Here is a 26,748-nt window from a genome sequence, read left to right on the forward strand (position 1 = left end):
GTGGGTCGTGTGTGCGGCCCACCCGGACCGACCACGCGGGCGCTCGATGACTGGCGATGGACGGCTACGCTGCGCGACCGCACCGGCAGAGTTGCGCTGCCACACCGGGCCACCGGCGCATCGACCTGCACCGCCTGCCGCTCACTGCCCGGCCGGGTCGACCTGACCGCGCCGGTCCCGGAACGCACCGCGCAGCAGTCGGCGCGGCACGTGGCGCAGGCTCGCCACGGCCAGCTTGTACTTCCAGTCCGGGACGCTTACGGTTCTGCCTTTCCGCAGGTCACGCAGGGCTTCGGCGACCACGTCATCGGCTTCCAGCCAGATCCACCGTGGCATGCCGGACATGTCGATGCCGGTGCGTTCGTGGTAGCCGGTGCGGGTGTAGCCAGGACAGAGCGCCATCACATGCACCCCCGCCGCGCTGGCCGACTGCCCGATCGATTCGCTGAAACTGGTGACCCACGCCTTGCTGGCCGGATAGGTGGAGCCCGGCATCACCGGGCCGAAGCCGGCGACCGAAGAGACATTTATCACTGTCCCCTTACCGCGCCTCGTCATGGGTCCGAGCGCCGCATGGGTCAGCCGCAGCACCGCGTGCACGTTCAACCGCAGCAGCCGCGTCTCGTCGGCGACGGTGGACCGCAGAAACGGCTGGTTCAGGCTCAGTCCGGCATTGTTGACCAGCAGGTCAACCGGGTCGCCGGTGGCCAGCCGCCGTTCCACCCGCGCGCAACCGTCGTCGGTGGACAGATCGGCGGAGACGACCTCCGTCCGGTTGCCGTACCTGCCGGTCAGCTCGGCGGCGGTGGCGTCGAGCCGCTCGGTGTCCCGGGCCACCAGGACCAGGTCCCAGCCCTCGGCGGCGAGTTGCCTGGCGAACGCCGCGCCGATACCGGCGGTCGCACCGGTGATCAACGCGCACCGGCCGGGCATCGGTCGATCGACGGTCACGGTTGCTCCTCGGCGGGACGGCGGACGACACCGGTGTCGGACCCGGACGCCGTCGGCCCGGCACCGGGCCCGGACCCGGTCGGCCCGGCACCGTGCTCAGGTCGCGACGCCGTCGGCCCGGCATCCTGGGCAGTTCCGGGCCCGAACGCCGACCCGGGCCCGAACGGCACCGGCGCAACGGCGGCGGGGCCGGGCTCCGGCGGCAGCGCCGGCACCGGCGACGGGTAGGGCGCGGCGGCGAACGAGGGGGACCCGTACCCGGGCCGCGCCGGCCGCCGCCCGGTGAACCAGGTGTTCGCCGGCCGCAGGGCCAGCAGCACGGCCACCGCGAGGTAGCCGAGGGCCTGGGCCACCGAGACGCCCGCGTTCACCGGCACCCACCACGAGGGGTAGGCGTCGTCGAGGGTGGTGAAGAGGTCGGCCACCCCCTGGTCACCACTGCCCAGCCGCAGCGGCCTGACCCGCTGGCCGACCAGCACGGCCAGGGCGCACCCTCCGGCGAGCAGGCCCAGCCCGCAGACCACCCAGACGCCGACCCGGGCCGCCCGACGCCGGGCGAGCAGCCCACCGGCGAGGCCGACCAGCAGCAGCGCCACCAGCACCGTCAACACCGCCGCACCGACCGTGCCGAGCCGCAGCAGCCGGACCACCCCGTCGACGTCGCCCGGGTCGGCGGCGGTGCCGGCGGCGGCGTCCCGGAACCGGTCGATCGTGCCACCCAGGGCGAGCAGGCTGGTGACGGCGTAGACCCCGGCGGCGAGCGCCATCAGCCCGAGCAGCGCCGCCGCCACGGTGACGACCGGTGGGCGACGGTCCGGTACCTGATCCGGGTACGACACGACGATTCCCTCCGGTAGGCGTCGGTGTGCAACCTACTCGGAGGGAATCGTCGGTGTCGCTGTTACGCGCCCGTCAACTGCCGGCGGGGCGCTGCGGGTCGTCCGGGCCGCTGCCTCCGAAGGGCCGGTCGGGTTCCCCACCCGACGGCGGCGACCAGGACGGGCCGTCGGACGACTGCGGCTGGCCCGGCATGCCGGAACTGGCCGACGACGGGCCGGGCTGGCCCGGAGCCGACGACGGGCCGGGGGCGCCGGGCTGACCAGGCGCACCGGGCTGGAGGTAGTCCGGGGTCGCCGGGTAGCCGGGGGCGGGCGGGTAGCCGGGCGTGGCCGGGTAGGTGGCACCCGGGACCGGCGGCTCCCAGCCCGCCTTGGGCTTACGGAAGAACTCGTTGGACTGCGGCAGGGCGAGCAGGATCAGCGCCGCCAGCAGGGCGAGCAGACTGACCACCCCGAGCAGGGTGCTGACCGGGTTGTACCAGGACGGCAGCACGGCGTTCATGCTGCGTTCCAGTTCCTCGGCGCTCGGCGCGTCCCCGGAGGTGGAGCCGGTGGACCCGCTGAAGCCCGCGGCACCGTTGACCAGCCCACCGCCGACGCAGCAGACCATGATGCCGCCGACCACCCAGGTGGCGATCCGGCTGCCGTTCCTGCCCCGGTTGTTGAAGATCGCCAGGACGACGAGGGCGAGCGCGATCAGCAGCAGGACGGCGGACGCGCCGACGGCGAAGACCACGACGGCGGTGCCGAGGCCCTCGACCTCGCTCGCGGTCCCCTCGAAGGCGTCCTCGAACGCCTGGCGCAGCTTCCCGCTGATCGCGAGGGTCAGGATCAGCCCGATCAGTTGGAGCGCCGCGAAGAACATCAGCAGGTAGCTGGAGAGCGTCACCAGACCCGGACGGGTCCGGGCGGGCGTGCTGTGGGAATCGACCATGATTCTCCTTCCTAGATCACCGCACCACGGTAACGTCCGCAGTCCCGTCGCACCGGGTACGACGGAGCCGTACCCGCTGGTCGGACTGCCGAATCACCGCCCGCGATCACGACTGGCGGACCAACCGGCGGTGTTCGGCGGTCACCACGGCGAGCAGGAGCAGGTCCACCGCGAGCCCGGTCACCGCGTCGAACTGGTTGACCGTGAAGTTGAAGATCTGCCCGAACAGCAGGTCGACCAGAAGTGCCAGCTTGAACAGCCGGAACGCGGCCCGCCTGTCGTTGCGGAGCAGGAACGCGGCGCGGATGCTCAACACCCCGGCGACCACCGCCGAGGCGGACACCCCCAGCACCGCGCCCCACTCACCGGCCTGGTCCAGCTCGCCGGTCACCCCCTCGGTGGCCACCGCCACCACCGTCGCCACCGGCTCGACGACCAGGTAGACCACCACCAGCAGGACCACCCAGCGCTGGGCGGTCAACCGGATCAACGCGTCACGTAGCCGGGCCACCCAGGGCTGCCAGAACCGCCGCGGCGGTGGTTCCCGGCGCGGCACCACGTCCAGCAGCGCGGACACCGCCGACTCGACCTCCGGGCCGGCCCCCCGGACCAGCCGCAGGGTGGCCACCCGTCGCCGGTCGGTGAGCCCCCGGCCCACCCCGCCGACGATCACGTCCAACGCGTTCGCCACCCGTTCGCCGGGGGTCAGGCGCATCCGTTCGCGCAGCGCCTGGACGATCACCACCAGCAGGGCGAAGACGGCGTAGATGATCCCGGCGGCCGGCCGGTAGAAGTAGTCGGTGCCGGCGGTGACGAACTTGCCGACCTCGTCGATGAACAGCCCGAATCCGATCCCGGCGAGCACCGCGCCGGTCATCCGGGCGGCCCCACCGAGGAAGACCAGCGCCACGCCCAGGCCGACGGTCATCAGCAGGCCGCCCCAGAGCACGTGCGCGATGTGCAGGCCGCCGCCGCCGAGCTGCGGGTAGCCGGTCGCCCGCAGGAACGCCCGGGTGACCAGCACCGTCGCCACCCCGGACAGCACGAACGCCTGGAGGTACGCCGCAGCGTCCACCGCACGCGGTGGCAGCCGGCGGCGGGACGACGGAGACATCAGTCCGAGGCTAGTAGCCGCGCCACTCGCTGCGGGCGTAGTCGAGCACCCTGGGCCGCAACAGGGTGGAGGCGGGCACGTCGAGGCGACCCCGGTCGGCGGGGAAGGCCGCCGCCGCCCGCAACACCGCCGGGTCGAGGAAGCGCAGCCGGGGCGCGTCGGCCGGCAGTTCCAGCGGGGGCGGGGTGCCGCCCGGCGCAGCGAGCACGAACCCCCAGTCACCGAACGACGGCACGTCGACGTGGTACGGCACGGTGGCGAAGCCGGCCTCGCGGATCGACGCCTCGATCGACCAGTACGACCGGGGCGCGAAGTACGGCGACCCGGACTGCACCACCAGGCGGGCACCCTCGGCGAGCACCGAACGGATCAACGCGTAGAACTCGACGGTGTAGAGCTTGGCGGTGGCCGTCTCGTCCGGGTCGGGCAGGTCGGCGACGACCACGTCGAAGCGTTCGGCGGCGGTACGCAGCCAGCCGAAGGCGTCGGTGTTGATCACCCGGACCCGGGGGTCGTCGAGGGAGCCGCCGTTGAGCGCGCGTAGCTGCGGCTCGGAGCGGGCCAGCGCCACCACCGCCGGGTCGAGGTCGACCACGGTCACCCGGCGCACGTCCGGGTAACGCAGGATCTCGCGGACGGCGAGACCGTCGCCGGCACCGAGGACCAGCACCTCACCGCGCGGGCCGCGCATCGCCGGATGCACCAGCGCCTCGTGGTAGCGGTACTCGTCGATCGAGCTGAACTGGAGGTCGCCGTTGAGGAACAGCCGCAGGTCGGTGTCGGAATGGCCGATCTCGCGCACCGACCTGGTCAGCACGATCTCCTGGTAGCGGGAGCGTTCGGCGTGCACCACCGGGTCCCGGTAGAGCTGCTGGCGGCTGGTCACCTCGAAGTCGGCGGCGGTGACCCAGGCGTACCCCAGGCAGAGGGCGACCACGACGGAGCCGACGCCCAGCACGAGCCGGGCCCGGCGGCTCAGCTCGGCGCGGAACACCGTGCAGACCAGGGCCAGCCCGGCCACCGCGTTCACCGCGCCGACCACCAGCGCACCCTTGAGCTGGCCGAAGGCGGGGATCAGCAGGAACGGGAAGGCGAGCCCGCCGAGCAGCGCGCCGACGTAGTCGGCGGCGAACAGGTCGGCGACCGCGCTGCCGGCGGCCTGCTCGCGGATGCGTTGCAGCATCACCATCAGCAGCGGGATCTCCGCGCCGATCAGCAGACCCAGCACGAACGCGGTGCCGACCAGCGCCGGGCCGTACAGGTCGAGCCAGGCGAACGCGGCGTAGAGGCCGAGCACCGACAGGCCGCCGAGCAGGGCCAGGGTCAGCTCGATCACCGCGAACGCGGCGGCGGCCCGGGGTTGCAGCGGCTTGGCGACCAGCGCGCCGATCCCCATCGCGAAGACCATCACGCCGAGCACGATCGACGCCTGCCCGACCGTGTCGCCGATCAGGTAGCTGCCGAGCGCGACCAGGGCCAACTCGTACACCAGGCCGCAGGCGGCGCAGACGAAGACGGCGACCAGCACGGCCGCGCGGGCCAGCCGCCAGCGTGGCCGGACCGCCGGGGTGTCGTCGACCGTGGTCACCGCGCCCCCCGGGTACGCCCGGCCGGTGTCGCCGCCCGCTGCCGGCCGCGCTGGACGAACCCGACGGTGATCAGCAGCGCGGCGACCAGCAGCAGGCCGGCGGTGGCGAGCAGCCAACCCCAGCCGTCCCGCCAGAAGTCGCTCCCGGCGTCCGGCAGCGCGCCGGCCGGCGTGGCCGGGTCGGCGGTCGGGGTGGCGGCGGGCGGGGCGACACCGGCCTCGGCGACCAGCAGCGGCAGGGTCACCGCGGCCCGGCAGATCGCCCAGCCGGGATCGTCGACGAACGTGTCGGTGTCCAGCCCGAACCGGTCCAGCCCGGCGTCGACCGCCCACAGGTCGGCCCGGTCGAGGTCGTCGGAGCCGGAGACGGTGACGGTCGCCCAGTCGTTGCTCTCGCTGCTGGACGAGGTGTACATGATCCGGGCCCGGACCTCCACCCACCGGGGGCAGCGGGCGTCCCCGGTCACCGGCACCCCGTCGCCGAGGTTGGAGCCGACGCTGACCTCCGCGCCGGACGACCGCTCCAGCCGCCAGCCGTAGCAGATGCCCTGGCTGTCGGCCGCCTGCACGAGCAGCGGCACGGTGTCGGCGCGTTCGTCGGCCGCCGGGCCGGGCACGGTGGTGCCGTCCGAGTCCCGGTTGAGGATGCTGCTACCCACACAGACCAGCGCCGTCGCGCCGAGGACGAGCCAGACGACCCAGGCGCCCGCGTTCTGCTTCGCCTTCGCCGGCTGCTTCGCCGTGGTCATCAGCTGATGGCGGCGGCGATGATCGCGCCGGTGGCGAGGTGCACCACCGCCGACACCCAGACCGCCGGGTGCGGCTGCGGGTCGACCAGCAGCGTGCCCAGCTTGCCCGGGGTCAACGCGTCGAGCAGCACGAACGCCAGGGCCATGATGACCAGACCGACGATCCCGTACGCGGCGGCACCGACCAGGCCGAGCAGGAAGTCGTCCTCGCTGGCGGCGATCGCGGCCACCACGATGGTGCCGACGCCGGCCAGGTTCGAGGTGAGCAGCAGCGCGGCGTTGCGGTTGCGTTCGGTCCAGATCAGCTCGTGGAGCTTGCCCGGGGTGGCCACGTCGACAAGCACGTATCCGACGGCCATCAGGACGACGCCGACCACTCCGTAGGCGAGGGTGACCAGCAGGTCGGTGACCAGGTTCTGCACAGCGTGCTCCAGAGGTTCGTTCGGTCGGGGTCGGTACGCGTCACTTGCCGGAGCCGGGGCCGCCACCGCGCACCGTGCTGCCCCGTCCCCAACCCCAGTGGTTGCCCACCGTCGAGTGGTACCGCGGGTAGGCGGTGCGCATCCGTTCCAGCAGGATCAGCGAGCCGGCGGCGATCGGCAGGATCACCAGCGAGTCGTCGTCGTAGCGCAGGTAGACGCCGCTGCCGTCGACGTACTGGTCGGCCGGCTTCCAGGCGTCGGTGACGTCCTTGGCCACCTGGCTCGGGGTCCGGTTCGAGGTGTACGCGATGGCGTCCCGCCCGATGTCCCGGCTCGCCGCCCGGGTGTAGCGGTCCTCGATATAGCCCCGGGGCGAGAAGTTGCCGTAGAAGATCGCGAAGGCGGCGACCAGCGCGCCGACGACCGCGAAGGCCACCCCCACCACGAACCAGCGTCGGTACGTCACGGTGCCTCCTTCGTTCGCGACTGCGGGGCTCGCAGAACCGGCTCACTCCTCGCGCTCACGGCCGCCTCCATCGTTCGCGACTGCGGGGCTCGCAGAACCGGCTGTGGGGTGCGCGGGAGCGTCACCACCGTCTCGGTCAGGACCAGTTCGTTGGTCTGGGGGTACGCGTGCCAGGTGCGCCAGCCCACCGTCCCGTCCGGCGCGTCGGGGCCCACAGCCAGCGCGGTGACCGCGTCCGGGTCCCCGGGAAACACCCCGACCAGGGCGTACGGGTCGTCGGCCAGGTCGGCGCGGAGCGCGGCGATCCGGGTGTGCAACTCCCCCTCGGCGGGACGCAGCACGGTGGCGGTGAACCGGTAGCCGCCCGCCTCGTCGTGCAGGTCACCGGGCAGGTGCGGGGGCCTTCCGGGCAGGCAGGCGACGGTCTCGACCAGCCCGTCCGCCCCGCCCGGCCGGTCGGGGGCGGTCGCGTCGGCACCGGCCGGGACCGTGAGGACGACCTGGTGGGACGCGCCGAGCAGGCGCAACCGCAGCCGGACGTCGCCGGGCAGGGTCAGGTCACGGACGTGCAGGGCGGGGCGTTCCGGTCCACCGAGCGCCAGGCTCAGGTCGGCGGCGCAGGTGTCGACGTACGGGGTGTCCAGGCTGACCAGCACGATCAGGACCCCATCGGGCCGGACTGCGGGTACACCATCACGTCCGTGCGGTGCAGCCGCTCGCCCCGACCCACCTCCCAGCCGGCCTCCCCGTACGCCTCGAAGGAGAGCCGCTCGCCGCCCTGGCCCCGGTAGTCCTGGTAGCGGACGGTGCCGTACGGGTCGAGGCCGGTGCTGCCGGTGGCCGAGTAGCGGGCCTGGCCGGACTCCTCCCAGGAGTAGCGGCGGCCGGCGAAGTCGAGGGTGGGTGCGCCCGGGGTGACCGTCGCGGCCGGCTCGGCCGTCCAGAGCACCAGTTCCAGGTCCGGGTCCTCCTCGACGGAAAGCCAGCGCTTGTCGCCCTCGACGGTGTCCAGCAGGTGCTCGGCCCAGCTCCAGCCGCCCTCGACCAGGTGCACCGACCCCCGGACCGCGTAGGACACGCCACGGATCTCGACGATGTCGCCGGGCTTGAGCTTGCGGGGGTCCCCGCGCAGCGCGTCGGAGTCGGTGTCGCGGAACGGGTCCTTCGCCGGTGTCGGGCGGTTCGGCTTCCGACTCCGGCTGAGCGCCACCGCCGCCACCACGATCCCGGCGACCCCGATCAGGCATCCCAACGTCGCCACGACGTACGCGACCGGACCGTTCACCCCGACCACCTCCCCAAGTGCGTCGGCGGAGACGGTAACAACCCCGCGCACCCCGCGCACCTGGGGAAACACAGCGGATTCTGAGTGAGCTATCAGTTACCCAGCGTTCCCGTCGGGGTGCAGCCCGGCCAGCCGGTCCGCCGCGTACCCGCGCAGGGTGGTGGTGCCCATCGTGCAGCCGGCGAACGTGGTGAACTCGGCGTCGTCGTCGCCCAGCGCCACCCAGGCCGCCCGGGCCGCCGCCGGGTCGACCCGCTCCAGCAGCGTCGCCGCGTACGCCCGCCCGGCCGGCGACCCGTGCCGCAGCAGCCAGTCGACCTGCTCGCGGGCCTGCCGGGGGTGCTGCGCGAACGCCTCCTCGACCCGCCGGTACGCCTCGGTCGCCGGCAGCAGCGTGCCGGCGAACCCCACCCCGCCGAAGGCGACGGTGTCCGCCCCGGCGAGTTCCCGCACTGCGGCGTCCAGCTCCGGATCGCCGCTCTTCTTCCGCATCCCGAACATGCCCCCTTCCTTTCCCCGCCCCACCACCGACCACCCACCCCGCCCCCGCCCAACCCCCTCCGCGCCCCGCACTCAGCCCCCGCCCAACCGCGGTCGGCGGGGCGGGGAGGGGATGAGGGGCAGCGGTGGACGGGCCGACCCCGCCGGACTGGCGGGGTCGGCCGGGTGTGGGGGGTCAGGCGGCGGTGACGGTCAGGCCGTCCTTGTCGTCGGACAGGTCGACCCGCACCGTGTCGCCGTCCCGGACCACGCCACCCAGCAGGGCCTTGGCGAGCTGGTCGCCGATGGCCGACTGGACCAGGCGGCGCAGCGGCCGGGCGCCGTAGATCGGGTCGTACCCGTGCTCGGCGAGCCAGGTGCGGGCGGGTTCGCTGACGTCCAGCGCCAACCGGCGGTCGGCGAGCCGGCGGCGCAGCCGGTCGAGCTGGATGTCGACGATCGACCGCAGGTCGTCCCCGCGCAGCGCGGCGAAGACCACGATGTCGTCGAGCCGGTTGAGGAACTCCGGCTTGAAGTGCGAGCGGACCACCGCGAGCACCCCTTCGCGGCGCTGCTCGTCGGCGAGCGTCAGATCGCTGATCACCGACGACCCCAGGTTGGAGGTCAGGATCAGGATCGCGTTGCGGAAGTCGACCGTACGACCCTGACCGTCGGTGAGCCGACCGTCGTCGAGCACCTGGAGCAGGAGGTCGAAGACGTCCGGGTGGGCCTTCTCCACCTCGTCCAGCAGGACCACCGAATACGGCCGGCGACGCACCGCCTCGGTGAGCTGCCCGCCCTCCTCGTAGCCGACGTAGCCGGGCGGGGCACCGACCAGACGGGCGACGGAGTGCTTCTCGCCGTACTCGCTCATGTCGATGCGGACCATGGCCCGTTCGTCGTCGAAGAGGAACTCGGCGAGCGCCTTGGCCAGCTCGGTCTTGCCGACGCCGGTGGGGCCGAGGAACAGGAAGCTGCCGGTGGGGCGGTCCGGATCGGCGACGCCGGCCCGCGCCCGGCGTACCGCGTCGGAGACGGCGCCCACGGCCTCGGCCTGGCCGACTACGCGGCTGCCCAGCGACTCCTCCATCCGCAGCAGCTTGGCGGTCTCGCCCTCCAGGAGCCGACCGGCCGGGATGCCCGTCCAGGAGGCGACGACGGCGGCGATGTCGTCCGCGCCGACCTCCTCCTTGAGCATCGCGCCGTCGGCCTGGAGCCGGGCCAGCTCCTGCTCGGCCGTCGCCAGGTCGGCCTTGAGCGCCGGAATCCGGCCGTAACGCAGCTCGGCGGCGCGTTCCAGCTCGCCGTCGCGTTCGGCCCGCTCGGCCTCGCCGCCGAGGCGTTCCAACTCCTCCTTGGCGGTGGAGAGCTTGGTGATGTGGCTCTTCTCGGTCTGCCAGCGCTCGGACAGCGCGGTGAGCTGCTCACGCTTGTCGGCCAACTCCTTGCGCAGCCGGTCCAGCCGCTCGGCGGAGGCGGCGTCGGGCTCCTTGGCCAGCGCCATCTCCTCGATCTCCAGCCGGCGTACCGCCCGCTCGATCTCGTCCACCTCCACCGGCCGGGAGTCGATCTCCATCCGGAGCCGGGACGCGGACTCGTCGACCAGGTCGATCGCCTTGTCCGGCAGGAACCGGTCGGTGATGTACCGGTCGGACAGCGACGCGGCGGCGACCAGTGCGGCGTCGGTGATCCGGACGCCGTGGTGCACCTCGTAGCGTTCCTTGAGGCCGCGCAGGATGCCGATGGTGTCCTCGATGGTCGGCTCGCCGACCAGCACCGGCTGGAACCGGCGCTCCAGGGCCGGGTCTTTCTCGATGTGCTCGCGGTACTCGTCGAGGGTGGTCGCGCCGACCATCCGCAGCTCACCCCGGGCGAGCATCGGCTTGAGCATGTTGCCGGCGTCCATCGAGCCCTCGCCCTTGCCCGCGCCGACCACCGTGTGCAGCTCGTCGAGGAAGGTGATGACCTGCCCGTTCGAGTTCTTGATCTCCTCCAGGACGGACTTGAGCCGTTCCTCGAACTGCCCCCGGTACTGCGCACCGGCGACCATCGCGCCGAGGTCGAGCGAGACCAGCTTCTTGTCCCGCAGCGACTCGGGCACGTCGCCGGCCACGATCCGCTGGGCCAGGCCCTCGACGATCGCGGTCTTGCCGACGCCCGGCTCGCCGATCAGCACCGGGTTGTTCTTGGTACGCCGGGAGAGCACCTGGATCACCCGACGGATCTCCGAATCCCGGCCGATCACCGGGTCGATCTTGCCGTCCCGGGCGCTGGCGGTGAGGTCGACGCCGTACTTGGCCAGTGCCTGGTAGGTCTGCTCCGGGTCGGCGGTGGTGACCCGCCGGTCTCCGCCGCGCACGGTCGGGAACGCGGCGACCAGGTTCTCCTCGGTGGCCCCGGCGGCCTTCAGCGCGTTGGACACCGCGCCGCCCACCCGGGCCAGGCCGGCGAGCAGGTGCTCGGTGGAGGTGTACTCGTCGCCGAGCGGCCGGGCGATCTGCTCGGCGGCGCCGATGGCGTTGACGAATTCGCGGGCGAGGGTCGGCTCGGCGATGCTGGACCCACGGGCGGCGGGCAGCGCGTCGACCGAGCGCTGCGCGACCCGGCGCAGCTCGGCGGGGTCGGCACCCACGGCGCGCAGCAGGCCGGCGGCGGTGGAACCGTCGGTGTCGAGCAGGGCCAGCAGCAGGTGCCAGGGTTCCACGGTGGCGTGACCACGCTGGTTGGCCAGCGCGACCGCACCGGTGATGGTTTCGCGGCTCTTGGTGGTGAGTCGTTCCGTGTTCATGGGCTCCCCCGGGATCGGCGTGTCCACTAGTAAGAGACACCACCAGAGTTGAGCCTATTCCGCTCAACTCTGCCAACGTGGCGTGGGTCACACCACCTGAGCGACGTCGGCCCCGTTGCGGTGTCGAGCGGGGCGGGACGCCGCAGCACGGCCCCGATGAGTGGATCTTCGTGGCGTGGACGGTCACGGGCGGTGGCGGGGTGGCACGCTCGCCAGCAGGGCAGACGTCCGGCGGGCCGAGGTGGAGGGCAGGGTATAGCCTCTCGTCCGTGCGAGTACGTGTCGAACAGACCGCCCTACCGGGAATCGGCGTCCGTCATGACCTGATGACGGAGTCCGGTCGCCGGCTCGGGGTGGTCTCCCACCGCAATGGCCGCCGCGACCTGGTCCTCTACGACCCGGACGATCCCGACTCCTGTCAGCACGACATCCCGCTGACCGACGACGAGGCGGAGGCCCTTGCCGACATCCTCGGCGCGTCGCTGATGCTGGGTCAGCTCTCCGGTCTGCGCGAGCAGGCGGCCGGGCTGCTCACCGAACAGATCGCCATCCCGGCGGGGTCGAAGTACGTCAACAAGCGGCTCGGCGACACCAAGGCACGCACCCGGACCAGCGCCTCGATCGTGGCGGTGCTCCGACAGGGCGAGGTCAACGTCTCGCCCGATCCCACCTTCCGCTTCGCGGCCGGTGACGTGGTGGTGGTGGTCGGCACCCGGCAGGGTCTCGACGGGGTGACCGCCATCCTCGCCGACAGTGACCCGGACGGCTGAGGCGGATGCACGAAACCACAACTCTACTTGTCGAAGTCGGCGCTCTCCTCCTGCTGCTCGGGCTGCTCGGTCGGCTCAGCCGCCGGTTCGGCGTCTCCCCCATCCCGCTCTACCTGCTCGCCGGCCTCGCGTTCGGCCACGGCGGTCTGCTGCCGCTGGCCGCGAGCGAGGAGTTCTTCGCCGTCGGCGCCGAGATCGGCGTCATCCTGCTGCTGGTCATGCTCGGCCTGGAGTACAGCGCCAACGAACTGGTCGGCAATCTACGCTCGGCGGCCCCGGCCGGCCTGATCGACGCGGTCCTCAACGCCCTGCCCGGGTTCGGTTTCGCGCTGCTGCTCGGTTGGGGCTGGGTGGCAGCCGTGGTGCTCGGCGGCATCACCTGGATCTCGTCCTCCGGGGTGATCGCCAAAGTGCTCGGCGACCTCGGCCGGGTCGGTAACCGGGAAACCCCGGTCATCCTCTCCGTGCTGGTCATCGAGGACCTGGCGATGGCGCTCTACCTGCCGCTGGTGACCGCGCTGCTGGCCGGTGTGGGCCTGGTCAAGGGCGGCATGGCGCTGGGCATCGCGGTGCTCACCGTGGTGGTCGTGCTGGTCGTCGCCATCCGCTTCGGCCACCTGATCTCCGCCGCCCTGTCGGCGAAGGACCCGGAGGCGCTGCTGCTCGGGGTGCTCGGCCTGACCCTGCTGGTGGCCGGGATCGCCGCCCGGCTCCAGGTCTCCGCCGCCGTCGGGGCGTTCCTGGTCGGCATCGCCCTATCCGGGCCGGTGGCGCACCACGCCACCGAGCTGCTCTCCCCGCTGCGGGACCTGTTCGCCGCCGTCTTCTTCGTCTTCTTCGGCCTGGTCACCGACCCCCGGGACATGCCGCCGGTGCTGCTGCCCGCGTTGCTGCTGGCCGTGGTCACCATGGGGACGAAGCTGGTCACCGGTTACCTGGCGGCCCGGCGGGCCGGGATCGCCGAGCCCGGCCGTTGGCGGGCCGGCTTCGCCCTGATGCCCCGTGGTGAGTTCTCCATCGTCATCGCCGGTCTCGCGGTCGCCGCCGGCACCGTCGAGCCCCGGCTGGCGGCGCTCGCCACGGCGTACGTGCTGATCACCGTGGTCACCGGCCCGATGCTCGCCCGACTGCCCGACATGCCCTGGTTCAAGCAGCGGCTCCGGCGGAGGATCGCCGCCCGCCAGCCCCGACCGGTGCCCGCCACGGAGTGAGTTTCGCCTGGCCAGGTCGACCACACGGGTCGGCCTGGCCAGGGCATCCGTTGTCGAATTGCTTCCCGGCAGGTCTTCCGCCGGCCGGGTGGCGGCGGCTAGCGTTGCGCCCCAGCAGACCAGGGGCTCGCGGGCGGACGGAGGCATCCCGCGGGCGTGAGCGGGAAGGTTGCCGGTGAGCGCGCACGGTCCGACGTTCCGCGGCTTCGCCAACCCCGTCGACCCGTCACCGGCGGAGTTGCGGGCCTGGGCGTACCAACCCGACTCGGTGCCGTTGACCTCGCTACCCCAGGACTGGGACCTGCTGGTGGCGGGTGATCACCTGGTGCTCACCCTCTTCGAGCTGGCGCGGGACCCGGCCTGCCCGGCGCGCCGTTTCGCCCTGCACTGCCTCTACATCTACGCCGCCGACGGCATCCGGACGAAGTTCCGCGCCCATCCCCGGCGTCGGTTCCGCAAGCTGGTGGAGCAGGCCGAGCGCGACGGCGACGAACTGGTGCGCAACTGGGCGCACAACAGCCGGATGCTGCTGGCCCGGCAGGAACTGTTCACCTACCACGACTGGTGCGAGGGTGGCCTGGTCCGGGACAACCGCCGCCTCGGCTGACGTCGCGGTCGGGCCGGGCCCGTCCGCACCGCGCCCGGACGGCGAACGGGCCGGGGCCCCCCGTGGGTCCCGGCCCGCACGTCGGCGGATCGTCAGCGTCACGATCCGCCCTGCTCACGGCGTTTCGCCTCGGTCTGCTTCCGGTCCTTCCCGGGAGCGTTCCGGTCGGCGAACCTGCCGTCCTTCACCGTGTCGGAGAACTTGCCCTCGGTGACCCGGTCGAACTTCTCCCGGACGTTCTCGGCCACCCGGTTGAGCCGTTCCTCCGCCTGCCGGGCCAGGTTCTTCGCCGATTCCGCCACGGTTCCCCCCACCCTCAGAGTCCGGATTAGTCCGCTTACGCCTGATTCACAGGTTAACGGGACACCCCTGCCCGTGGCGGGGGAATGCGTAATCCCCGCCGGCTGGAGTCCCCGCCTCGGGAGATCCACTCCAGATACGCCGAATAGCGGCATCCCGTCGAGGGGACACCGCTATTCGCAGCCAGAAGTGTCGATCATGCCGGGCCGGCCCCGGACGGCGCGGCGGAGCAGCGGAGGATCAGCGGCCGGGGGCGCGGCGGGGACGCCACACCACCAACGCCGTCGAGGTCCGGTTCGTCGGCACCAGGTCGCCCCGGGAGAACCCGCTGGCCAGCGTCTCCAGCTCGGCGATCCGCCGGTACGCGGCGGCCAACTCCGCCTCCAGCCGGGCCACCCGCTGCTGGGCCTGCTCCACCAGGCGTTCCAGCCCGATGATCCGCTTCACCCCGGCCAGATTGACGCCCTCGTCCTGGCTGAGCCGCTGCACCTCGCGCAGCAGGACGACGTCCCGCACGCTGTAGCGTCGGCCGCCACCGGCCGCCCGGCCGGCCTGCACCAGGCCGAGCCGGTCGTACTGGCGCAGCGTCTGCGGGTGCATTCCCGCCATCCGTGCCGCAACCGAGATCATCAGCACCTTGGCCTCGTAGGCAGGGTCACCCGAACCCACGAACCCGTCCGACATCCCACTCACCTCCGCACCCGTCCACCGGTCAACCGACCCGACGCACCCGCGCGTCGAGATGCTCCCGGGCCGCCGGCGGCGTCGCGTCGGCGAACGACTCCAGCGCCGCCCGCGCCTCGTCCGACACCGTCGCCGGCACCACCACGTCCAGCGTGACCAGCAGGTCGCCGGCCCGCCCGTCCCGTCGTACGACACCCTTGCCCCGGGCCCGCAGCACCCGCCCGGACGGGGTGCCCGGCGGGACGCGCAGGGTCACCGCGCCGTCCAGCGTCGGCACCCGCAGGTCGGTGCCGAGTACCGCCTCGGCGAAGGTGATCGGCACGGCCAGCGTCAGGTCGTCACCGGTACGCCCGAACAGGTCGTCCGGCCGGACCTTCACCTGCACGAACAGGTCGCCCGCCGGCCCCCCGCGCTGCCCCGGCTCGCCCCGCCCGGCCAGCCTGATCCGCTGGCCGTCGGCCACCCCGGCGGGGAACCGGACGGTGAGCGTGCGGGTCTTGGTGACCCCGCCGGTGCCCTGGCACTCGGGGCACTTCTCCTCGACGACCGTCCCGACGCCCTGGCAGTTGCGGCACGGCTCGGAGAAGCTGAACGACCCCTGGTCCCGGGTGGTCACCCCGGCACCGTGGCAGACCGGGCAGGCGGTCGGCTGGGTGCCCGGCTTCGCGCCGTTGCCGTGGCAGGTGTCGCAGACCCCTGGCGCGCGCAACGTCAACGGCAGGGTGACACCCCGGACGGCGTCGCCGAAGTCGAGGGCGACCTCGGCCTCCACGTCCCGGCCCCGGGCCGGGCCACGCGCCCGGGTCGGGCCGGCGGCACCGCCACCGCCACCGCCACCGGAGAAGATCGAACTGAACAGGTCGGTGAAGCCGCCGCCACCGAACCGGCTGTCCCCGCCACCGCCGCCGAACAGGTCGGAGACGTCGAACGGGGTCCCGCCGGGCTGACCCGCGCCGCGCGCGCCCCGACGGAACGCGCCCGAGCCGAACAGCGAGCGCATCTCGTCGTACTCGCGGCGTTTGGCGTCGTCGCCGAGCACCGCGTACGCCTCGGAGACGGCCTTAAACCGCTCCTCGGCCTTCGGGTCACCGGGGTTGTGGTCCGGGTGCGACTCCCGGGCCAGCTTCCGGTACGACTTCTTGATCTCGTCCGAGGAGGCGGACTTCTCCACGCCCAACGTGGCGTAGAAGTCCTTCTCGATCCAGTCCTTGGAACTCACCGGTCCACCCCCTTCCGTGAGATGTGGCCCGGTCGCCCCGCCCACCGTTGCGGGCGGGCGGGGCGACCGGATGGCCGTGCACTATTCCGGGTCGGCGACCGCGACCATGGCCGGCCGCAGCAGCCGCTCGCCGAGCAGGTAACCCCGACGCATCACCTGCACGCAGGTGGGCTCGTCGACGTCCGGTGAGGTCTGGTGCGCGACCGCCTCGTGCCGGGTCGGGTCGAACGGGTCGCCCTGCTCGCCGAAGGGCGTCAGGCCGAACTTGCCCAGTGCCGTGGTGAGCTGCTCGGCCACCGTGCCGAACGGCCCGACCAGGTCGCCGTGTTCCCGGGCCCGGTCCAGGTCGTCCAGGATGGGCAGCAGCGCGGCGAGCACCGAACCGGTCGCCTGCTCCTGGACCACACCCCGGTCCCGGTCCACCCGCTTGCGGTAGTTGGCGTACTCCGCCGACACCCGTTGCAGGTCCCGGGTCCGCTCGTCCAGCTCGGCCCGGAGGGCTTCCAGCTCGGCCCCGAGCGGGGAGCCCGTGGCGCTGCCGTCGACCGGCTGCGCGGGGGCGTCCACCACCGGCGGACCGGTCGGCGCCGGATCGTCGAGGGCGGTGGCCTCGGTCTCGATCTCGTCGACCACCACCTCGGACTCCTCGACCAGCCCCTCGGCCGGGACGTCGGCCCCGGCGTCGGCGGCGGCGGGCGTCTCCTCGGTCTTGCCGAGCTTGCGGTTGTCCCGGATGACGACCCGCGGCCCGTCGTCGGTGGGCGCGGAGCCACCCGGCGTCGACCCGGAGGTGCCCGGGTCGGCGGCTCGTGGCTTCTCCGTCATACGACTACCTCGTTCCCTGTGCGGTGGCGCGGACCGTCACTTCTTGTCCTCGTCCACGATCTCCGCGTCGACCACGTCGTCCGGGCCGCCCGCCTTCGGGGCCCCGGCGGCACCGGCGGCACCGGCTCCGGCACCCGCGCCCGCACCGGCCGCGCCCGGCTGCTCCCCCTGCTCGGTCTGCTGCGAGTAGAGCAGCGAACCGGCCTGCTGGGAGACCTGGGCGAGCCGCTCGTGGGCCGCCTTGATCTTCTCGATGTCCTGGCCGCCGAGCGCGCCGCGCAGCTCACCGAGGGCCTCGTTGAGCTGCTCCCGGTTCTCCGTGGGCAGCTTGTCGCCGCTCTCGGCGAGGAACTTCTCGGTCTGCCACTGGAGCGCCTCGGCCACGTTGCGGGTCTCGGCCTCCTCCCGGCGACGCTTGTCGTCGTCGGCGTGCTCCTCGGCGTCCCGGCGCATCCGCTCGATGTCGTCCTTCGGCAGCGACGAGCCGCCGGTGATCGTCATCTTCTGTTCCTTGCCGGTGCCCAGGTCCTTGGCGTGCACGTTGACGATGCCGTTGGCGTCGATGTCGAAGGTGACCTCGATCTGCGGCACGCCGCGCGGCGCCGGCGGGAGGCCGGTCAGCTCGAAGGTGCCGAGCTTCTTGTTGTACGCCGCGATCTCCCGCTCGCCCTGGAACACCTGGATCAGCACCGACGGCTGGTTGTCGTCGGCCGTGGTGAAGACCTCGGAGCGCTTGGTCGGGATGGTGGTGTTGCGCTCGATGAGCTTGGTGAAGATGCCGCCCTTGGTCTCGATGCCCAGGCTCAGCGGGGTCACGTCGAGCAGCAGGACGTCCTTGACCTCACCCTTGAGCACGCCCGCCTGCAGGGCCGCGCCGACGGCGACGACCTCGTCCGGGTTGACGCCCTTGTTCGGGTCGCGGCCGGTGAGCTGCTTGACCAGGTCGGTCACGGCCGGCATCCGGGTGGAGCCGCCGACCAGGATCACGTGGTCGACGTCGGCGATCTTGATGCCGGCGTCCTTCACGGCCTGCTCGAACGGGCCCTTGCAGCGGTCCAGCAGGTCCTGCGTCATCCGCTGGAACTCGGCGCGGCTGAGCGTCACGTCCAGGTGCAGCGGGCCGGCCGAGCCGGCGGTGATGTACGGCAGGTTGATGTTGGTGGTGGTGGCCGCCGACAGCTCGATCTTGGCCTTCTCGGCCGCCTCGCGGAGCCGCTGGAGCGCCATCTTGTCCTGGCCCAGGTCGATGCCGTGCTCGCCCCGGAACGTCTTCACCAGGTGGTCGATGATGCGCTGGTCCCAGTCGTCGCCGCCGAGCTGGTTGTCACCGCTTGTCGACTTGACCTCGACGACGCCCTCGGCCAGCTCCAGCAGGGACACGTCGAAGGTGCCGCCACCGAGGTCGAAGACCAGGACGGTCTGCTCCTTGGAGCCCTTGTCCAGCCCGTACGCCAGGGCCGCGGCGGTCGGCTCGTTGACGATCCGCAGCACGTTGAAGCCGGCGATCTCGCCGGCCTCCTTGGTGGCCTGGCGCTGGCCGTCGTTGAAGTAGGCGGGCACGGTGATCACCGCGTCGGTGATCTGCTCACCCAGGTAGGCCTCGGCGTCCCGCTTGAGCTTCATCAGCGTGCGCGCCGAGATCTCCTGCGGGGTGTACTTCTTGCCGTCGATGTCGACGGTCCAGTTGGTGCCGATCTCCCGCTTGACCGAGCGGATGGTCCGGTCCGGGTTGGTCACCGCCTGGCGCTTGGCGACCTCACCGACGAGCACCTCCCCGTTGCGGGCGAACGCGACGATCGACGGGGTCGTCCGCGAGCCCTCAGCGTTGGCGATGACGGTGGGCTCACCGCCCTCGAGAACGCTGACGCAGGAGTTCGTCGTGCCGAGGTCGATACCGACCGCACGTGCCATCTTCGCTTCCTCGCTTCGTAACGGATGGGCAGGTCAGAGGGCCTGCCCGGCGGGCCGCCCGGAGCGACCGCACCACAAGTTGAGTGAACTTGACTCAATAGTGCCACGCGATCGCCAAAGCGCAAGTCGAGTTGAGCCGACCCGACGCAACCTGACCGTTACTACCCTCCGGTTGTCTCTGTTGCATCGGTCGGGCACGCTTTAGCGGTGACGACGCACGGCGATCCCGCCACCCGGTCCGGCGCGCCCCCCGTCGCCGCCCGCACCGGGTCGTCGGAGACCGACGAGACGCCGCCCGGCCCCACCGGAGACGGCCTGCCCGCCGCCCTCACCGGCCTGCGGGCCGCGATCGGTGCGGCCCGGTTCCCGCTGGCGCTGCCCTCGGCCGAGCCGGCGCGGCACACCGGCCGGGCGCTGACCGACCAGCTCGACGACTACCTGCTGCCCCGGCTGGCCCGACTCGACGCCCCGCTGCTCGTGGTCGTCGGCGGCTCCACCGGCGCGGGCAAGTCCACCCTGGTCAACAGCCTGGTCCAGGCCCGGGTCAGCGCCGCCGGGGTGCTGCGCCCCACCACCCGCTCCCCGGTGCTGGTCTGCAACCCCGCCGACGCCGCCTGGTTCCGCCAGGGCGAGCTGCTGCCCGGCCTGACCCGCACCAACGAGCCCAGCGAGGACCCGGGCACCCTGCACCTGGTCACCGCCCCCGCGCTCGCACCGGGGCTGGCCTTCCTCGACGCCCCCGACATCGACTCGGTGGTCGACGCCAACCGTGCCCTCGCCGGCCAACTGCTCGCCGCCGCCGACCTCTGGCTCTTCGTCACCACCGCCGCCCGGTACGCCGACGCCGTCCCCTGGGAACTGCTGCGCACCGCCCGCTCCCGGGGGGCCTCGATCGCCATGGTGCTCGACCGGGTGCCCCCCGAGGCCGCCGACGAGATCGCCGCCCACCTGTCCGAGATGCTCGCCGCCCAGGAGCTGGGCGCGGCGCCGCTGTTCGTCCTGCCCGAGACCTGGGTCGACGGCCAGGGTCTGCTGCCCGACCGGGTGACCGCGCCGCTGGGCGGCTGGTTCGCCCGGCTCGCCGCCGACGCCGAGGCCCGCGCCGCCGTGGTCCGGCAGACCCTGGACGGTGCGCTCGCCTCGCTGCACCCCACGGTCGAGGCGCTCGCCGACGCCGCCGACGAGCAGGTGGCCGCCGCCGACGCGCTCGACGACCGGGTCCGGGCCGCCTACCAGGCCGCGCACCGCACCGTGACCGAAGGGCTGAAGGACGGCCGGCTGCTACGCGGCGAGGTGCTCGCCCGCTGGCAGGAGTTCGTCGGCACCGGCGAGTTCTTCCGGACGCTGGAGGCCCGGATCGGCAGGCTGCGCGACCGGCTCGTCGCCGCGGTCACCGGCCGGCCCGCCACCCCCGCCACCGAGCTGCGCAACGCCATCGAGTCACAACTGGTCACCCTGCTGCGCGGGGTCGCCGCCGAGGCGGCGGAGCACACGTACACCGCCTGGAAGGCACACCCGGCCGGGGCCGCACTGCTCGAACCGCCGCTGGCGCACGCCTCGGCCGACCTGCCCGAACGGGCCGAACGGCTGGTCCGGGACTGGCAGCGTGCCGTGTTGGAGCTGGTCCGCGACGAGGGCGGCGACCGGCGGTTCGTGGCCCGTACGGCCGCGTACGCGGTCAACGCCACCGGGCTGGCCGTGATGATCGCCGTCTTCGCCTCCACCGCGTTCATCCCCACCGGTCTGGAGGTGGCCACCGGAGCGGGCACCACCGTCGCCGCGCAGGCCGTGCTCCAGGCGATCTTCGGCGACCAGGCGGTGCGTACCCTCGCCGCGAAGGCCCGGGACGACCTGCTGGAGCGGGTCCGCGCGCTGCTCGACGAGGAGGCGGCCCGCTACCTGACCCGCACCGACGCCGCCCGGCCCGGTCCGGAGGCCGCCGCCGGCCTGCGCCGGGCTGCCGCCCGGGTCGAGCTGGCCCGGCACCGCAGCGGCCTCGCCGACCAGGCCGGCCCGGCGCTACCGACCCCGACCACCGAGGACGGCATCCGGTGACCAACATCGTCGGCCGGATGCGCGAGGCGCTCCGGGGTGACCAGCGGGTCGACGCCGACGCCCTGGTGGCCCGGCTCGACGCGGTGCGCCGGTTCCTCGACGCGGTCGACGGCGAGGTGCCCGACACCCGGCTGGTCGGCGCGCACACCCTGGTCGAGCGGGCCGGCACCCGGTTGTCGCTGTCCCGGGACCACACCGTGGTGGCGCTGGCCGGGGCCACCGGCAGCGGCAAGTCCAGCCTGTTCAACGCCCTGGCCCAGCTGGAACTCTCCCCGGTCGGGGTGCGCCGGCCCACCACCGGCGTCGCGCACGCCTGCGTGTGGGGGCCGCTGGACGGCGGCAACCGGCTGCTCGACTGGGTCGGCGTGCTGCCCCGGCACCGGTTCGTCCGGGAGAGCGCGCTGGACGGCGACGACGAGTCCGCCCTGCACGGGTTGATCCTGCTGGACCTGCCCGACTTCGACTCGGTACAGCGGTCCCACCGGCTGGAGGTGGACCGGCTGCTCGGCCTGGTCGACCTGGTGGTCTGGGTGGTCGACCCGCAGAAGTACGCCGACCGGGTGATCCACACGAGCTACCTGCGCGAGTTCCACAGGCACCGGGACGTGACGGTGGTGGTGCTCAACCAGGCCGACCGGCTGCCCCCGGCCGAACTGCCCCGGGTGCTGGCCGACCTGCGTCGGCTGCTCGACGTCGACGGGCTCGACGGGGTGCCGCTGCTGGCCACCACGGCTGTCGAGCCGGACGGGATGACCGGGCTGCGGGAGGCGCTGGAACGGGCGGTGTCGGACCGGCAGGCCGCGCTGCGCCGGCTCTGGGGCGACGCCGACACGGTGACGGCCGCGCTGGGGGAACTGGTCGCCGTCGAGGCCCCCGGGCACACCCCGGACGCGGAGACGATCCGCACCCTGGACCGGGCGCTGGCCGACGCGGCCGGGGTGCCGACGGTGGCGGGAGCGGTCGAGGGGGCGTACCGGCAGCGGGCCGGTGCCGCGACCGGCTGGCCGCCGGTACGCGGGTGGCGGCGGCTGCGCCCCGACCCGCTGCGCCGACTGCACCTGCCCGGCCCGGCGACCGACCCGCAGCAGCCGGCGCAGCCCCCGCTCGCGGCGACGTCGGTGCCCGGTCCGACGGCCGCCCAGCAGTCCGCCCTCGGGTTGGCCATCCGCGCGGTCGGCGACCGCTCCGGCGAAGACCTGCCCGCCCCCTGGCCGGCCGCGGTGACCGCCGCCGCCCGGTCCCGCCTGGCCGACCTGCCGGACGCGCTGGACGCGGCGGTCGCCGGCACCGACCTGGGCATGGAGCGCCGGCCGCTGTGGTGGCGGCTGGTGGGCGGCGTCCAGTGGCTGGTCACCCTCGCCGCCGTGGTCGGGCTGGGCTGGCTGGTGCTCGGCTACGCGCTGCGCGCGCTCGGGCTGCCGGCGCTGGAGTACCCCCGGGTGGGTGCGACACCGCTGCCCACCGTGCTGCTGCTCGGCGGGTTGCTCGCCGGCCTGCTGGTGGCGGCGGTGACCGGGCCGGTGATCCGGTGGGCGGCCCGGCGGGCCCGCCAGCGGGCCGAGGGGCGGCTCACCGAGGAGGTCGCCCGGGTCGGCGCGGAGTACGTCCTCACCCCCGTGCGGGACCTCGTCGACAGGTACGCCCTCGCCCGCCGCGCCTGGCAGGACGCCGCCGGCTGAACTCCGGCGGGCAACGCCCGGCAGCCATCGACGGACGCCCGGACACCGGCCGGTGAACGCGGGCGTCGGCACGGGTGTCCGGGGCGGCGCGGCGGCGTAGGGTCGTGCCATGGCCACGCCACAGACCCCCTACGACGCGGTGCTGTCCGCCGCCCGCGACGTGACCAGGCTGGACTGCGCGCTCGACGCCGAGATGCTCGGCACGGCGCTGCTGGGCAGCGTCTACGCGATCGCCGAGACCGACCGGGAAGCGGCGGTCCGGGAATTCGTCTCCGGTTTCCTCGCCGCCACCTCCCGCCGCCGCACGGCCGCCGCCACCACCATCCGGCAGGTCTTCGCCGCGCTGGTCCCGACCGCCGAGGGCGCGGCGAAGGTCCGCCCCGGCGCGCAGGCGCCGGCCTGGGCCGATCAGCTCGGCCGGGTCCACCTCACCGGCACCTGGTCCTACGGCGACGTGTACGGCGACCAGACCTCCTACCTGGCCACCTTCGCCTACGACGACGAGTCGGGTGGCCCGGAGCACGCCCTGGTCGCGCTGGTCGACCACAACATCGGCATCACCAAGGACGTCTTCGTCGGCGGTCCGGCCGAACGTATCCTCGCGCAGGTCCGGCAGATGTGCGCCGACGACGACCTGACCTGGTTCCGGGAGGAGGACCCGGCCCGGATGCACGGCGAGGTGGGCCGCCACCTGGAGATCACCGACGACCTCGGCGACCTGCCCGCCGAGGGTTCGCTCGCCACCGACCGGGCGCTGGTCGGGGCGCGGCTCGCGGTGCTGCCGCAGGCGAGCGCCGACACTGCCGGCTGGCCCGCCGAACCGCTCTCCAGCGACGAGCGCACCGCGCTGGTCCGGGCCTTCCTGGCCGCCCCCGAGGCGGCCCGGTACGGGCTGAACACCCTCGACGGCGATGCCGAACTGGCTTCGCTGCACTTCTGCCTCGGCCTGCTCTTCGACCACTCGGCGAGCTTCCCGGACGCCGATCCGCTGCGCTGGAGTCCTGCGGTGGCCGGGTTGTTCCTGCTCGACTGGGTGCATCGGCGGGCGGTGCTGGACATGGACGACGCGGCGCTGCTGCCCCGGGTGCTGCGCGCCTGGACGGCGTTCGCGGCGCGGCGACGCGGGCTGCCCGAGCGGGCCGTCACCCAGACCGACGAGGCGATCGAGGAACTGGTACCGGAGTTCGCCAGGCTCTACTCGACTGGTGAGCGGCGCAGCCCGGCGACGGCGGCGGTGGCCCAGTTGATGGCCGACGGCGTCGACCCGGACGACCCGGTCGCGCTGGACGCCTGGATCGAGGCCAACCGGCAGCGCCTGGGCGACGACACCCCCTGACCGGCCGGCCACCGGTCAGGGCTCGACCAGGGCCAGCCGGCCGGGGGTGACGTCGAGACGGATGCGCTGGCCCCAGCGCAGCGTCAACCGGTCGGTCTCCAGGCCGTCGCCGGCTCGGACGCCGCCTCGGCCGAGTGGGTGCCGGTCACCCGGCTCACCCCCGGCCAGCTCGCCTTCGACCACGACCTGATCGTGGCCGACGGCCTGGAACGGGCCCGCGCGAAGCTGGAGTACACCCCGCTGGCCAGTGCCTTCTGCCCACCCGAGTTCACGGTGGCCCAGCTGCGGACGGTCTACGAGACGGTCTGGGGGACCCGGCTGGACCCGCGCAACTTCCACCGTAAGGTCACCGGCACCCCCGGCTTCGTCAGCCCCGTCGGCCGCGCCACCGAGGGCGACCGGGGGCGGCCCGCCCAACTGTTCCGCCGGGGCCCGGCGACCCGGCTCCACCCGCCCATGCTCCGCCCCGAGCCCTGACGGCCCTGCCGACGGCCGCCGTCCAGGGCGGCGGAGGGCTCAGGACAGCGCCGCGAAGACCAGCCCGGCCACCAGGGCACCCACCAGTCCGCCGGCCACGACCTGTGCGACGGTGTGGTCGCGCAGCCGGACCCGGGACCAGCCGACCAGGCCGAGCAGCGGAACGGCCGGCAGCAGCCGGGGACCGAAGGTGAGCACCAGCACCACCAGCGTGCCGGCGGCGACCGCCGAGTGGATCGACATCTTCCACCAGTGACTGACCGACACCGCCACCACCAGACCGACCACCCCGGTGGCGACCAGGGCCAGCACCGGACGCGGCGCACCGAGCGCCGCGAGCAGGGCCAGCCCGGCGGCGGCCGAGACCAGCCCGAACAGCAGCGGCACCCGGCGCTGCTCACGCCGCCCGATGTGATGGTCGGTGAGCCGGCCCCGGCGTACCCCGCCCAGGATGTACGCGAACGGGATGCCGGCGGCGAACACCGTGGCGAGCAGCCCCCAGGCCAGCCCCCGTACGCCACCCGCGCCGTGCCAGCCGATCACCACGGTCAGCCCGGTGACCAGGACGGCCGGCGCGCTCACCTCGGTCACCCACCGGGCCACCCGGGTCGTCGCCCCCGCCCGCCCGACACGGACCGGGTCGGGGGAGGACGGGGCGTCGCGGGTCGGGGAGGGTCCGGGGTCGTCCGCCGGCCGGTGACCGCCCTCGTCGCGCGTACTCAGCGTTCCGCCCCCGCTTGTCGTGCCGGCCGGTCGGTCGCGCCGGGGTGGCCGGCCGCCGGTGGCCGCACCGTGGGCGGCTCAGCCGGCGTCGTTCGTCACCGTACCGTCCGGGCCGGTGCCGTCGTGGCTGGTCGGCGCGGGTACCGCGGGCGTCTGCGGCGCGGGGGCCGGGGTGGCCGACGGGCGGGCGGTCGGGGCCGGCACCCGGGCGGGGGCCGGTCCGACGCGCGGCACGGGGCGGGTGTCGTCCCGCAGCCGGACGGGACGGGGGGCGCGGGTCGGGATGGCCGTCACGGTGGGTCGGGGACGCGGGGTGGGGACCACGGTGACCGTGACGGTGGGGCACGGTCCGGCCGTGGGCCCCGGCGTCGGGCCGGGTTCCAGGGTCGATGTCGGGTCGGGGGTCGGCTCGGGCGTGGGTGCCGGCTCGGGGGTGTCGGAGGGGGCCGAGGTCGGCGACGGGCCCGGTGGCGGTTCGGAGAGAGTGGCCGTCGGTTCGACGCTCGGTTCCGCGCTCGGGCTCGGCTCCGTACTCGGGCTCGGCGAGCCGGTGGGGGTGGGGCGGACCGGGGCGGCCGGCGCATGCGTCCGCCGGACGGGGCGGGGGGTGACGGCGGGGCCCGCCGGGGGTGGTGCGGGACGGTGGGTGGAGCCGGTGCCGTCGGTGCCCGGGGCAGGGGCCGGCGCGGGCGGCGGGGGCACGTTGGTCGGGGCGGTCGGCGGCAGGGCCGGTTGGCCGGTGGCGGGCACCGGGACGACGACCGGCCCGACCGACGGGGTGGGCAGGAAGGGCGTGCCACCGTCCGGCAACGCGGTGCTGCCCACGGTGGCGGAGCCGGCGCTGATCGCGGCGAGGACCGGCATGGAGGCTGCCCCGGCGAGCAGGGCGACGGTGAACAGGTAGCCCCGGTGCGGCCCGCCCAGACCAGGGGCCCGGTGGACGCCGATCATCCGCCGGTAGCTGCCGCCGCCGGCCCGGTGCCGCCCGAGGAGGGGGACCGGAGGACCGTCACCTGGCTCGGACACCGCACACTCCCTCGTCGACCTGGACGTGTTCGTCGGTGGGCAGCACGGGCCAGAACGGACATTATTCGCCAAACGCCCACCAATACCGGTCAGCTTGACCCAGTGACGCCCAGTTCACCAGGCACCACAGCGTGTCGACACACAAAAAGTCCGTCACCGTGCTGCCCGTGCTGCCGGCAGCACGGTGACAAAAAAGTCCACGGGCCACCAAGCGGACATGTCGCCACCAGCGGGAGGGCCGTACTGTGGGGCCGCTCACCTCCTCTGCAATCATTCAGGCACGACGGCAACGCAGCCGCCCCTCCGCGT

At 73.6% G+C, this 26,748-nt stretch carries 25 protein-coding genes and 2 pseudogenes; 7 read left to right on the forward strand and 20 right to left on the reverse strand.

The window, feature by feature from the left end; all coding sequences use genetic code 11:
• Positions 1 to 141 precede the first annotated feature (141 nt).
• The 12 genes and pseudogenes from Q2K16_RS19650 to clpB form a co-directional block, all read right to left on the reverse strand.
• Entirely contained in the window at positions 142 to 933 is a 792-nt protein-coding gene (locus tag Q2K16_RS19650) for an SDR family NAD(P)-dependent oxidoreductase (protein WP_302746543.1), read from the reverse strand.
• A 233-nt stretch (positions 934 to 1,166) separates the two neighbouring features.
• A pseudogene (locus Q2K16_RS19655) lies at positions 1,167 to 1,790 on the reverse strand (hypothetical protein); the annotation flags it as partial.
• A gap of 73 nt (positions 1,791 to 1,863) precedes the next feature.
• The gene (locus Q2K16_RS19660; protein WP_302739190.1) at positions 1,864 to 2,724 is read right to left on the reverse strand and encodes a hypothetical protein; all 861 of its coding nucleotides are present in this window, start codon (positions 2,722 to 2,724) and stop codon (positions 1,864 to 1,866) included.
• A gap of 106 nt (positions 2,725 to 2,830) precedes the next feature.
• Positions 2,831 to 3,814: a hypothetical protein gene (locus tag Q2K16_RS19665; protein ID WP_302746544.1), complete on the reverse strand. Its 984-nt coding sequence runs from the start codon at positions 3,812 to 3,814 to the stop codon at positions 2,831 to 2,833.
• A gap of 34 nt (positions 3,815 to 3,848) precedes the next feature.
• Positions 3,849 to 5,426 (reverse strand): polyamine aminopropyltransferase, encoded by a 1,578-nt coding sequence (locus Q2K16_RS19670; protein WP_302739191.1) that lies wholly within the window; start codon positions 5,424 to 5,426, stop codon positions 3,849 to 3,851.
• Positions 5,423 to 6,175 (reverse strand): hypothetical protein, encoded by a 753-nt coding sequence (locus tag Q2K16_RS19675; RefSeq protein ID WP_302739192.1) that lies wholly within the window; start codon positions 6,173 to 6,175, stop codon positions 5,423 to 5,425. The genes Q2K16_RS19670 and Q2K16_RS19675 overlap by 4 nt, the downstream gene beginning before the upstream one ends.
• Complete coding sequence (locus tag Q2K16_RS19680) at positions 6,175 to 6,597, reverse strand: DUF350 domain-containing protein (protein ID WP_302739193.1); 423 nt, start codon at positions 6,595 to 6,597, stop codon at positions 6,175 to 6,177. Before Q2K16_RS19680 ends, Q2K16_RS19675 begins: the two co-directional genes overlap by 1 nt.
• Positions 6,598 to 6,637: 40 nt before the next feature.
• Positions 6,638 to 7,063, reverse strand: a complete 426-nt coding sequence (locus Q2K16_RS19685) for a DUF4247 domain-containing protein (protein ID WP_088641916.1) — start codon at positions 7,061 to 7,063, stop codon at positions 6,638 to 6,640.
• 119 nt (positions 7,064 to 7,182) lie between these two features.
• A pseudogene (locus tag Q2K16_RS19690) lies at positions 7,183 to 7,719 on the reverse strand (DUF2617 family protein); the annotation flags it as partial.
• Positions 7,720 to 7,721: 2 nt separating this feature from the next.
• Positions 7,722 to 8,348 carry a DUF4178 domain-containing protein gene (locus Q2K16_RS19695; RefSeq protein ID WP_302739195.1) on the reverse strand — a complete coding sequence of 209 codons (627 nt, stop codon included), beginning with the start codon at positions 8,346 to 8,348 and terminating at the stop codon, positions 7,722 to 7,724.
• A 96-nt stretch (positions 8,349 to 8,444) separates the two neighbouring features.
• On the reverse strand, positions 8,445 to 8,849 hold the full coding sequence (locus tag Q2K16_RS19700) for a hypothetical protein (RefSeq protein ID WP_302739196.1): 405 nt from the start codon (positions 8,847 to 8,849) through the stop codon (positions 8,445 to 8,447).
• A gap of 175 nt (positions 8,850 to 9,024) precedes the next feature.
• The gene (gene clpB / locus Q2K16_RS19705) at positions 9,025 to 11,616 is read right to left on the reverse strand and encodes an ATP-dependent chaperone ClpB (RefSeq protein ID WP_302739197.1); all 2,592 of its coding nucleotides are present in this window, start codon (positions 11,614 to 11,616) and stop codon (positions 9,025 to 9,027) included.
• 269 nt (positions 11,617 to 11,885) lie between these two features.
• Here clpB and Q2K16_RS19710 point away from each other — a divergent pair, with 269 nt between their 5' ends.
• From Q2K16_RS19710 to Q2K16_RS19720, 3 genes are all read left to right on the forward strand, one after another.
• A complete protein-coding gene (locus tag Q2K16_RS19710; protein WP_088641912.1) occupies positions 11,886 to 12,386 on the forward strand; it encodes a cation:proton antiporter regulatory subunit in 501 nt (166 codons plus the stop codon).
• A gap of 5 nt (positions 12,387 to 12,391) precedes the next feature.
• The gene (locus Q2K16_RS19715; protein WP_302739200.1) at positions 12,392 to 13,597 is read left to right on the forward strand and encodes a cation:proton antiporter; all 1,206 of its coding nucleotides are present in this window, start codon (positions 12,392 to 12,394) and stop codon (positions 13,595 to 13,597) included.
• Positions 13,598 to 13,772: 175 nt separating this feature from the next.
• On the forward strand, positions 13,773 to 14,204 hold the full coding sequence (locus Q2K16_RS19720) for a hypothetical protein (protein WP_145917277.1): 432 nt from the start codon (positions 13,773 to 13,775) through the stop codon (positions 14,202 to 14,204).
• Between the two features lie 98 nt (positions 14,205 to 14,302).
• Here Q2K16_RS19720 and Q2K16_RS19725 read toward each other — a convergent pair whose 3' ends face one another.
• The 5 genes from Q2K16_RS19725 to dnaK form a co-directional block, all read right to left on the reverse strand.
• A complete protein-coding gene (locus Q2K16_RS19725) occupies positions 14,303 to 14,506 on the reverse strand; it encodes a hypothetical protein (RefSeq protein WP_302739205.1) in 204 nt (67 codons plus the stop codon).
• Positions 14,507 to 14,744: 238 nt separating this feature from the next.
• Positions 14,745 to 15,188: a heat shock protein transcriptional repressor HspR gene (locus Q2K16_RS19730; protein WP_302739207.1), complete on the reverse strand. Its 444-nt coding sequence runs from the start codon at positions 15,186 to 15,188 to the stop codon at positions 14,745 to 14,747.
• Between the two features lie 28 nt (positions 15,189 to 15,216).
• Positions 15,217 to 16,407 carry a molecular chaperone DnaJ gene (dnaJ, locus tag Q2K16_RS19735; RefSeq protein WP_302739209.1) on the reverse strand — a complete coding sequence of 397 codons (1,191 nt, stop codon included), beginning with the start codon at positions 16,405 to 16,407 and terminating at the stop codon, positions 15,217 to 15,219.
• Positions 16,408 to 16,488: 81 nt separating this feature from the next.
• A complete protein-coding gene (grpE, locus tag Q2K16_RS19740) occupies positions 16,489 to 17,232 on the reverse strand; it encodes a nucleotide exchange factor GrpE (RefSeq protein WP_302739210.1) in 744 nt (247 codons plus the stop codon).
• Between the two features lie 36 nt (positions 17,233 to 17,268).
• Positions 17,269 to 19,143, reverse strand: a complete 1,875-nt coding sequence (gene dnaK / locus Q2K16_RS19745; RefSeq protein WP_302739211.1) for a molecular chaperone DnaK — start codon at positions 19,141 to 19,143, stop codon at positions 17,269 to 17,271.
• Between the two features lie 207 nt (positions 19,144 to 19,350).
• Here dnaK and Q2K16_RS19750 point away from each other — a divergent pair, with 207 nt between their 5' ends.
• The 3 genes from Q2K16_RS19750 to Q2K16_RS19760 all read left to right on the forward strand — a co-directional run bounded on the left by Q2K16_RS19750 (position 19,351) and on the right by Q2K16_RS19760 (position 24,213).
• Entirely contained in the window at positions 19,351 to 21,198 is a 1,848-nt protein-coding gene (locus tag Q2K16_RS19750; RefSeq protein WP_302739212.1) for an ABC transporter, read from the forward strand.
• Between the two features lie 17 nt (positions 21,199 to 21,215).
• On the forward strand, positions 21,216 to 22,877 hold the full coding sequence (locus tag Q2K16_RS19755) for a GTPase (protein ID WP_302746545.1): 1,662 nt from the start codon (positions 21,216 to 21,218) through the stop codon (positions 22,875 to 22,877).
• A gap of 109 nt (positions 22,878 to 22,986) precedes the next feature.
• Positions 22,987 to 24,213 (forward strand): hypothetical protein, encoded by a 1,227-nt coding sequence (locus Q2K16_RS19760; protein ID WP_302739213.1) that lies wholly within the window; start codon positions 22,987 to 22,989, stop codon positions 24,211 to 24,213.
• Positions 24,214 to 24,228: 15 nt separating this feature from the next.
• On the opposite strand, the gene Q2K16_RS19765 is transcribed toward Q2K16_RS19760, so the two are convergent.
• Complete coding sequence (locus tag Q2K16_RS19765) at positions 24,229 to 24,396, reverse strand: hypothetical protein (RefSeq protein ID WP_302739214.1); 168 nt, start codon at positions 24,394 to 24,396, stop codon at positions 24,229 to 24,231.
• 9 nt (positions 24,397 to 24,405) lie between these two features.
• On the opposite strand from Q2K16_RS19765, the gene Q2K16_RS19770 reads away from it, so the two are divergent.
• A complete protein-coding gene (locus Q2K16_RS19770; protein WP_368052490.1) occupies positions 24,406 to 24,690 on the forward strand; it encodes an NrtR DNA-binding winged helix domain-containing protein in 285 nt (94 codons plus the stop codon).
• Positions 24,691 to 24,729: 39 nt separating this feature from the next.
• Here the strand turns inward: Q2K16_RS19770 and Q2K16_RS19775 are convergent, their stop codons facing one another.
• Both Q2K16_RS19775 and Q2K16_RS19780 read right to left on the reverse strand, forming a co-directional pair.
• A complete protein-coding gene (locus tag Q2K16_RS19775) occupies positions 24,730 to 25,272 on the reverse strand; it encodes a phosphatase PAP2 family protein (protein WP_302739216.1) in 543 nt (180 codons plus the stop codon).
• A gap of 219 nt (positions 25,273 to 25,491) precedes the next feature.
• Complete coding sequence (locus Q2K16_RS19780) at positions 25,492 to 26,439, reverse strand: hypothetical protein (protein ID WP_302739218.1); 948 nt, start codon at positions 26,437 to 26,439, stop codon at positions 25,492 to 25,494.
• Positions 26,440 to 26,748 lie beyond the last annotated feature (309 nt).

The sequence above is a fragment of the Micromonospora cynarisoli genome (assembly GCF_030518815.1).
Lineage (GTDB): Bacteria > Actinomycetota > Actinomycetes > Mycobacteriales > Micromonosporaceae > Micromonospora > Micromonospora wenchangensis.